Source organism: Nocardioides sp. (assembly GCF_047606145.1).
GTDB lineage: Bacteria > Actinomycetota > Actinomycetes > Propionibacteriales > Nocardioidaceae > Nocardioides.
Genome location: NZ_JASGET010000015.1, coordinates 19,319 through 27,953, shown reverse-complemented (window position 1 = coordinate 27,953; position 8,635 = coordinate 19,319). Strand labels below are relative to the sequence as shown.

At 71.1% G+C, this 8,635-nt stretch carries 8 protein-coding genes; all 8 read right to left on the bottom strand.

Going from position 1 to position 8,635, the window contains the following annotated elements; translation table 11 throughout:
- Window positions 1-119 precede the first annotated feature (119 nt).
- The 8 genes from QM638_RS01890 to QM638_RS01855 all read right to left on the bottom strand — a co-directional run bounded on the left by QM638_RS01890 (window position 120) and on the right by QM638_RS01855 (window position 8,581).
- Complete coding sequence (locus tag QM638_RS01890; RefSeq protein ID WP_415140235.1) at window positions 120-1,367, bottom strand: 2-hydroxyacyl-CoA dehydratase; 1,248 nt, start codon at window positions 1,365-1,367, stop codon at window positions 120-122.
- A complete protein-coding gene (locus tag QM638_RS01885) occupies window positions 1,364-2,434 on the bottom strand; it encodes a 2-hydroxyacyl-CoA dehydratase family protein (protein ID WP_415140234.1) in 1,071 nt (356 codons plus the stop codon). Before QM638_RS01885 ends, QM638_RS01890 begins: the two co-directional genes overlap by 4 nt.
- Window positions 2,431-3,663 carry a CaiB/BaiF CoA transferase family protein gene (locus tag QM638_RS01880; protein ID WP_415140233.1) on the bottom strand — a complete coding sequence of 411 codons (1,233 nt, stop codon included), beginning with the start codon at window positions 3,661-3,663 and terminating at the stop codon, window positions 2,431-2,433. Before QM638_RS01880 ends, QM638_RS01885 begins: the two co-directional genes overlap by 4 nt.
- A gap of 17 nt (window positions 3,664-3,680) precedes the next feature.
- On the bottom strand, window positions 3,681-4,823 hold the full coding sequence (locus tag QM638_RS01875; RefSeq protein WP_415140232.1) for a CapA family protein: 1,143 nt from the start codon (window positions 4,821-4,823) through the stop codon (window positions 3,681-3,683).
- The gene (locus QM638_RS01870; protein WP_415140231.1) at window positions 4,820-5,626 is read right to left on the bottom strand and encodes an amino acid ABC transporter ATP-binding protein; all 807 of its coding nucleotides are present in this window, start codon (window positions 5,624-5,626) and stop codon (window positions 4,820-4,822) included. Before QM638_RS01870 ends, QM638_RS01875 begins: the two co-directional genes overlap by 4 nt.
- Complete coding sequence (locus tag QM638_RS01865) at window positions 5,623-6,525, bottom strand: amino acid ABC transporter permease (protein ID WP_415140230.1); 903 nt, start codon at window positions 6,523-6,525, stop codon at window positions 5,623-5,625. Before QM638_RS01865 ends, QM638_RS01870 begins: the two co-directional genes overlap by 4 nt.
- A 20-nt stretch (window positions 6,526-6,545) precedes the next feature.
- Window positions 6,546-7,445, bottom strand: a complete 900-nt coding sequence (locus tag QM638_RS01860; RefSeq protein WP_415140229.1) for a transporter substrate-binding domain-containing protein — start codon at window positions 7,443-7,445, stop codon at window positions 6,546-6,548.
- A gap of 179 nt (window positions 7,446-7,624) precedes the next feature.
- Window positions 7,625-8,581, bottom strand: a complete 957-nt coding sequence (locus QM638_RS01855; RefSeq protein WP_415140228.1) for a PaaX family transcriptional regulator C-terminal domain-containing protein — start codon at window positions 8,579-8,581, stop codon at window positions 7,625-7,627.
- Window positions 8,582-8,635: the final 54 nt, after the last annotated feature.

Sequence of the window (8,635 nt, the reverse complement as noted above, 5' to 3'; positions counted from 1 at the left end):
GCCTGGCTCCACATCATCTGGCACTGCTGGCAAGACGACCTCGCCTACGACCCCGCCCGACACCGCGCCCTGCAACGCTTCCTCGCCAGCCAGACCGGGGCGGCTTGACATAGGGCTTCTCATCCGCCGAGCCGCTCGACCACAAACCGCTCGATGCGGTCGCCGAGCGTCGCGGCGGCGGTGGAGCGCGGGTCCGCGTTGCTGGCGTGGATCTCCAGCACCGGGATCCCCGCCTCCTCGAGCCGGCGAGTGGTGAAGTGGGCGCCGGGACGGTCCTCGGCGACCAGATGGACGACGCCGTCGACCCCGTGCAGCCGCGCCTCCTTGAGGTACCACTCGTCGGCCCACCCGGGCATGTAGAGCTGGTCGGTGAAGCCGGTGAACCGCGCCGCGAGGGCACGCAGTGGATCGGCTCCGTAGCGGGGGTATCCGTCCGCGGCGATGGCCAGGTACATCGACCAGACGAAGACCGCTCCGTGGTCCCGCTCGAAGCGGCGATACAGGTCGAGGTCGAACCAGAGCCCGCGCCCCACCCACATCAGCCGGAGCCGCTCGGCGTGGCAGACCGCGCGGCCGTCCCGGACCGCCCGCTGGAGCTCGTCGTGGAAGGCGTGGGCGGCGTCGACGGCCCACTGGGTGCCGCGATGCCATTGCGGGATCATCACCGAGTTGATGCTGTCGTGGACGCTCACCGGCATCGGCCGTGCCGCCGCCAGCAGGTCGCGTGAGCGACGGTTCCACTCGGCCTGTTCGTTGACCAGGCGCATGACGTCGGCGAGCCGGTCCGGTTCGAAGCGGCGGCCGGTACGACGCTCCAGCAGAGCGATGAGCCGGTCGCACTCGGCCACCATCAGGTCGATCCGGTCCGGGCCGAACGCCTCCTCCCAGCGGTGCGGGACCAGCTCCCACCAGCGTGACGGGGCCTGGGCGGAGGCGGTCCGCTCGAACGGGAAGAACTCGGTCGTCGATCCGTCGGCGTGCTCCGCCCACAGATCGAAGACCTTGCGCGCCCCGTCCCCGGCGAGCTCGGCGACGACCAGGTCCGGTCGCGGCAGGCCGCCCCAGGGAGCGATGTCCTCGGGGAGATCGACCGACCCGAGCGGGATCGCGTCGTATTGTCGCGAGTCGTCCGGATGCCCTCCGGCGCGCAGCCGGTCGAGGCTCCGGTCGGCCAGTCGCTTGGCGCTGACCAGCGAGGCCCACCACTGGTTGACCACGTAGGGGACCCCCATGGCGCGCAGGATCTCCTGTGGAGCGTCGGCGTTGACCAGGGCGAAGTACTCGCCGTCCTCGACGACCCGGCGGCGCAGGTCGGCGAACCACTCCTTCTGGTGTGCGCTGGCGGCCCGCGCGGTCCGGGCCGTCACCGCGCCGCCCCCGAGGTCGCGGCCGCCAGCGAGTCGAGCGCGGTGGCCAACCGGTCCTCGTCGGGTTCCAGTCCCTGGTCGCGCAGCATCATGACCGGTACGCCGAGACGCTCGCGCAACAGCGGGAAGTCCCACAGCGGCGCCTCGTCATGGCGCCGGACCCAGCTGAGACCGGCTCGAGCGCCACTGGCTCGGGCCAGGCCGGCGGCCCATTCGGCTCGCGCGGCGGCGGAGGCGGTGGCGCTGTCCGGGCCGCGGTCCCGGTACGCCCGGGCGATCGCCAGGTATCCCTCGTCGGCCACCATGGCCGGGTCCAGGTCGACGTTCAGCGCGAGCGCACCTCGGTCGTGGTCCTCGGCCACGACGCTCCAGCCCCGTGCCTCGATCGCCCGGTAGACCGCGGGGCCGTCGTGGGCACTGCCGGAGAGGAAGAGCCGGGGACGCTCCTCGGCCGGGCCCGCCGAGGAGATCCGCGCCTCGATCAGGGCGAGTGCCCGATCGGGCGGGAGCGTCTCGGCGGCGGCGTAGAGCTCGAGTGCCTCGCTCCCGCGGACCCGGCCCCGGGCACGCAGGCCCTGCAGCCTGCCGAGAGCCTCGCGGACGGCGGCCCGCCGGGCGGTGGCCTCGACCAGGGCCTCCGCGCGCACCGCGATCCCGGTCCAGCGGGCAAGCACGTCGGCGAGTCGTTCGAGCTGGGCGACGTCGTACCGCAACGTGCTGGCGCGTGGCAGGTGCACCAGGTCGAGGAGGTGGACGGGTGGCAGGCGCTCGTCCCGGGTCGCCAGCTCGCGCAGGACGTAGTAGATCCGCAGCGACGCCTCCCGGTCGCGGGAGCAGACGATCCCGGCCAGCTCTCCGCCCTCGGCCAGCTGCCCGGCCAGCAGCCCAGCGAGCAGGGCCACCGCGGCGGGGTCGACGGCCCCGAGCAACTCCTCGGCTCGGTGGCCGGGCACGGTCGTGTCCACCGCGCTCAACCGCACCGGGATCGCCCCGGTGGCGAGCACGAGCTCACCGGGGACGTCGGCGCCGATGAGGCCGATGCGCGGCGGTCGCGAGTCCGTCCTCACACGACACCCGCGCCGCGCAGCTCGGCCACGCGCGCCGCGTCGTACCCGAGCAGCTCGGCGAGGACCTGCTCGGTGTTCTCGCCCAGGTGTGGTGCCGGTCGGTCGAGCGAGGTGTCGGAGTCGGAGAGCAGGAACGGGATGCCGGGTCCGTAGACCTCGGCGCCGGTCGTCCCGTCCGGAAGCCTGAGCGGGACCACCTCGCTGCGTTTGAGCACCCGCGGGTCGCGGACGGCCTCGCCGGGCTCGCGGACCGGTGCGACCGGCACCTGCTGCGACCCGAGCGCGGCGAGCACCTCGCCCAGGGCGAGGCTCCGGGCCCAGTCCGAGATCAGCTGGTGCAGCTCCTCCGCGTGGCGGACACGCTGGTCGCGCCGGTGGAACCGGTCGTCGTCGACGAGGTCCGGCTGCCCGATTGCGCGCAGCACGCCATGGGCGAACTTGTCGGCCGGGGCGCAGATGGCGAACCAGCCGTCCGCGGCGCGGAACAGGCCGAACGGGGCGAGTCGTGGCACGTGGTCGCCGGTGCGGTACTCCAGCCCGATCTCGCTGTAGGCGTCGAACGGCTCGGCGGCGACCAGTGAGGTCAGCGAGCCCAGCATCGAGACGTCGACGTGCTGGCCCGAGCCGGTCGTCCGGCGCTGGTGGAAGGCCCCGAGGGTCCCGATCACCGCGAAGAGCGGGGCGACCAGGTCCCCGACCGGGACGCCGAACCTGACCGGTCCGCCACCGGGCTCACCGGCGGTCATCATCATCCCGCTGAGCGCCTGGATGATGGTGTCCATCGCGCGGTCCTCACCGCCGTCGGAGCCGAAGCCGCTGATCGAGGTGTAGACGATCCGGGGGTTCACCTCGCGGAGGCGGGAGTAGTCGATGCCCAGTCGCCGGGTGACGCCGGCACTGAAGTTCTCGACCACGATGTCGGCGTGCCGGGCGAGATCGAGGAAGACCGCCCGGCCACGAGGATCCTTCAGGTCCAGCGTCATCGATTCCTTGTTGCGGCCACGGGAGAGGATCGAGACCGAGAGGTTCGACTCCGCACCGCGAGCCAGCGAGAGCCCATCGGAGGTAAGGTAGGGGGAGTTGTTGCGTGCGGCGTCTCCGCCGGTGGCCGGGTTCTCGATCTTGATGATCCGAGCCCCGAGTCCGGCCAACAGGAGGGTGGCGTAGGGGCCGGCCAGCGCGGTGGTCAGGTCCAGGACGACGACGCCGTCCAACGGTCGAGTGCTCAACGTCTTTCCTCGTGATCCTAGGTACGGGGCTGCCGGTGACCGGGCGTCGAGACCAGCAGCCTGTCCTCGGCCCAGGCGAACTCGGTGTCGAACCCGGCGCGGCGGGAGATGTCGGCGATGTAGTCGGCGACCGGTGCCGCGGCTCGCTCATCGGTCAGCGGCACCGGCCGTGCGTCGTCGTCGATCCAGCAGGGTCGGAGGGCCACCTCGGTGAGACGACTGTCGGCGAAGCTGCACCAGGCGATCGCCGTGTTCCGGCTCTCCGGGTGGAACGGGTAGGTCGGCATCCGTGGGTCCGGGGCGAAGCCGAACATCTGGAGCCTGCGCTCGGCCCAGGCCCGCCGCTCGGCGGAGTCGCCGCCGCCGTTGAGTGCTCGCGTCACGGTGACGAAGTTCCCGAGGCCGTGGAAGATCGGCACGCCGCGGTAGATCTCGACACCACGCATGATGTGCGCGTGGTGACCGACCACGAGGTCCGCGCCGGCGTCGACCGCCGCGTGCGTCAACGGCACCTCGTAGTCGGCGAGCACCGCCGGGGTGTGGCCGATCCCCTTGTGCAGGGCGACCACGGTGACGTCGACCTGGTCGCGCAACGCCGCGATGTCGCGCGCCATCTCGCGCTGGCTGTCGGGAGCGACGAAGGTGTAGACGGTCGGTGGGCCTCCCGGCGTGGCCGAGTCCAACTCGTAGTGGGTCAGCACCTTGACGTAGGCGGCACCGGCCTTCTGCGAGGCTGCCCACGCCTCGCGCGGGCCGACGCAGTTGTAGCTGAGGACACCCACGGTGGTCCCTCCGGCCGAGAGCAGCGCGGGTCGCCGGGCCGCGGCCAGGTCCGGCCCGGCCCCGGCGGTGCGCAGACCGGCGGCCCGCGCATGATGCACCGTGTCGCGCACCCCGTCGGCACCCGCGTCGTAGACGTGGTTGCCGGCGAGGGTCACGATGTCGAACCCCGCCTCGGCCACCGCGGTCAGGGCACCCGGATCGGCCGGTGGCGCCGGGACGTCGAGACTCGCCTGGACATCGCTGTGCGAGTGCGGCACCTCGATGTGGCCGATCGTGACGTCGGCGGCGCTCAGCACCGGTCGGCTCGGCGCCAGGAACGAGGCCGGATCCGGTTCGTCGAGCACGAGGTCGCCGACCGCCGCCACCGTGATGCTCACGCCTGCACCCGTCGAGCGCTGGTCTCGCCCCGGGAGCGGCTCAGGAAGGCGCGCAGGCGCTCGGTCCGTGGCCGCTCGAAGATCTGCTCGGCGGTGCCCTCCTCGACGATGCCACCCTGGTCGATGAAGACCACCCGGTCTCCCATCTGTCGGGCGAACGCCATCTCGTGGGTCACGACGATCATCGTCATGCCGACCCGGGCCAGGTCCCGCAGCACGGTGAGCACCTCGTCGACCAGCTCGGGGTCCAGCGCCGAGGTCGGCTCGTCGAAGAGCATGATCCGCGGATGCGGGGCGAGGGCTCGGGCGATCGCCACCCGCTGCTGCTGACCGCCGGAGAGCTCGCGCGGGTGCGCATGCGCCTTGTCGCCGAGACCGACCCGATCGAGCAGCTCCCGGCCGCGGGCGTGCGCCGCGTCGCGTGTGGAACCGTGCACCATGACCTGCGGCCGGGCGATGTTCTCCAGGACCGTCCAATGCGGGAACAGGTTGAACTGCTGGAAGACCATCCCCATCCGGCGCCGCTGACGGGCGACCCGAGCGGGGTCGAGCGTGCGCAGGCCACCGCGGTGCTGCTGGTAGCCGAGCAGCTCGCCGTCGAGGAACATCGATCCGCCCTGGATGGACTCCAGTTGATGCACGCAGCGGACCAGGGTCGACTTGCCCGAGCCGGAGGGTCCGATGACCACGACGACCTCCCCCTCGTGCACCGTGAGGTCGACGCCGTGCAGGACCTCCCGGTCGCCGAAGGTCTTGCGCAGACCTCGGACCTGCAGGACCGGACGTGGATCGGTCGCGGTCATCGGCTGCCTCCCGGACGAGCGGTGCGTCGTCGCGTGCGGGTGTCCTGGAAGCCTCGGCCGTAGCGTCGCTCCAGCGTCCGCTGGACGTAGGTGAGGGCGGTGATCACCACGAGGTACCACAGGCACGCGACGACCAGCATGGGGACGATCTGGTAGGTGCGGTCGGCGATGACCTGCACCGAGAAGAGCAGGTCGCTCATCGCGATGACGCTCACCAGTGAGGTGCCCTTGACGGTGGAGATGAACTCGTTGCCGAACGGCGGCAGGATCACCCGCATCGCCTGGGGCACGATCACCCGCAGGAACGTCTGGCGCGGGGTCATCCCGACCGCCTTCGCCGCGTCGATCTGGCCCGGTGGGACCGAGGTGATCCCGGATCTGACGATCTCGGCGATGTAGGCGGACTCGTGCAGGGTGAGCCCGATGATGGCCGCCGACAGAGGGGTGATCAGGCTGGTGGTGGTCCACTGCGGACCGTGGCCACCGGGGAGCCCGATGGTCGGGATGAGATAGCCGAGGTTGAACCAGAAGATGAGCTGCACCAACGGCGGGATCGAGCGGAAGACCGCGATGTAGGCCTGGGCGGCCAGTCGCGCCGGAGCGAAGCCGGAGAGCCGGCCGAGTGCGAGCACCGTCCCGAGCACCGTCCCGAGGCCGATCGCCAGCACGGCCAGCAGCACCGACATCGCGAGGCCCTCGAGCACGCTCGGATAGAAGAGATAGTCCGCGACGACATCCCACTCGAATCGCGGGTTGAGCGCGAGGAAGAGGGCCAACGCCACCGTGACGAGCACCAGGGCGATGGTGCCGCCCCAGCGCCAGGGGTGGAATCGGTCGCGACTCTCGGCGACGTCGATGTCCCACGGCACCGGATCGAGGGCCTTCTGGGTGGTGCGCACGGCGGCTCTCGTCGTACCGGTCACTGGTCGACCGTCGGGTTGAGGACCGGCTTGTCCACGGCGACGTCTTCGAGCCCGTACTTCTTGACGATCTCGGCGTACTCGCCGTCCTTGAAGATCGCCTGGAACGCCTTGAGCATCACCTCGCCCATGCCGAGGTTCTTGGGGGTGAGCAGGACGAGCTTGTCCTCTCCGGCACCCTGAGCGTTGGTCTGGACGACGTAGCGCCACTGGCTCTTCTGCTGCCTCATGACGTCGAGCGCCCCCGCCTGCGTGGTGGCTGCGCTCTCGGCGCGCCCGGACTTGACCGCGAGGATCGTGGCGTTGGTGTCGGCGAGGCCGAGGAACTTCACCGGGGACTTGCCCTGCTTCTCGCACCATGTGCTGAGCAGGGTCGCCTGGGTCTCGGTGATCGACCCCTTGGCGCCGGCCGTGGTCGTGCCGCACAGGCCGGCGGTGTCGTCGACATCGCTGTCCGCGGGGACGAGATAGGACGTGCGACTCGTCAGCCACTCGACGCCGTCGAAGCTCGCGAGTCGGTCGGAGGTCGCGGAGACCGGTCCGTTGAAGGCGTCGTAGCGCCCGGCCTGCATGCCGCTGATCATCTGGGGCAGGTCATCGGCGAGCGTGATCTTGATCGGCACTCCGAGTTGCTTGGACAGGGCGGCCTGGAGGTCGGGATCGATGCCGGTGATCGTCTTGCCGTCGGCCGCAACGGTCCGATAGGGCGGATGGGAGTCGCCGGCGAAGACGAGCTCGTCCTTCTTCTTGACCGCCGCCGGCAGCTGGTCGTAGAGCGGCGCACTCGTGTCGACCTTGCTCAGTCCGTCCGAGGACTGGGCCGAGCTGCTCGCTCCGCCGCAGCCGCTGACCAGCAGCACCAGCGCCGCCGTCGCGGTCAGCACCGTCAATCTCTTCATCGCTCTCCTCGATCCCTCTCGTTGCCGGTCGGCGGCGCAGAGCTGTGATCCGCGTCTCAGAAACATTAGGCAAATTAGTGACGAGCGTCAACAGATAGCATCTTAAATCCGCGATCGGAGAGGCTGGCGCCGGCCGACCGAGCGCGCTGGTGTGTCGGTTCGGTGCCGGCGGGGCGGTCTCAGAGGGTTGCGCCGAGCCCCAGATCGTGGGCCTCGGCGAGGCTCGCGTAGTCCGGCGCGTGCCGACGTACCGCGGTTCGGATGCGCGCGAGAGCAGGAGCCGCCAGGCCGCCGTACAACTCCTCGAATGAGGCGCGGGCGCGCTCGCGCGGCCAGTCCGAGGGCAGCAGCGCGAGCGGCAGGCCGGGATCGAGCGTGGGCACCAGCCGCCAGACGTTGACGAGCTGGGTGCGCCACACCAGGGCCTCGGCCTCGCTGAACCTCCCCGAGCGGAGTCGGACGAGCACGGGCTCGCAGGCGAGCAGGAAGTCGTCGTACAGCGAGCGGATCGCGGTCAGGTCCCAGGCATCGGTGGGCGCGCCGTAGGCCTGACCGGCCGCCTTGAGATCGGCTTCGAAGACGGACGCGGAGCCGACCTCCAAGCGCGAGAGCAACGCCTGTACGGCGGCCGTCTCCGGCTCCGGGGAGATCCACAGCCCGTCGTACCAGGGCGCGAACCCGAGCCACTGCAGCCCGGTGCGCAGCTTGTGCCGGACCGCGCGTTGGTCCTCGGGGATGGAGAAGGCCACGCAGAGCCAGCGCGGCGGCCTGTCGGCGCCGGTGCGGTGGCGGCCGAAGGTCCGCATCCGTTCGAGACCGGTGCCGAGTCGGCGCCGCATCCAGGGGGTGAGCTGATAGAGGGTGCGGCGGCCCTCCTTGAGCACCGTCACGCGTTCGTCGCGGGCCAGGCGGGTCAGCATCGTCCGCGCCCCGGACTGGCTGATGCCGAACTCGGCCGCCAGGTCCACCAGGGCTCCGGACGGGGCCCGCGCGCCCGGCTCGAGCCAGTAGTCGGCGAGCATGGTGAGCAGCATCTGACGCGAGCGCGGTCCGTCGGCGACCACCGCGCGGAGTCCTTCGAGGAAATCGACCGGCGGGTCGTCGTGAGGCTGAGGGGAGAGGTCGGCACCTGTCATCTCGCGCATCCTAGGTGACGACCGGCACCGGAACGCCGAGTATCCGTGGTGACC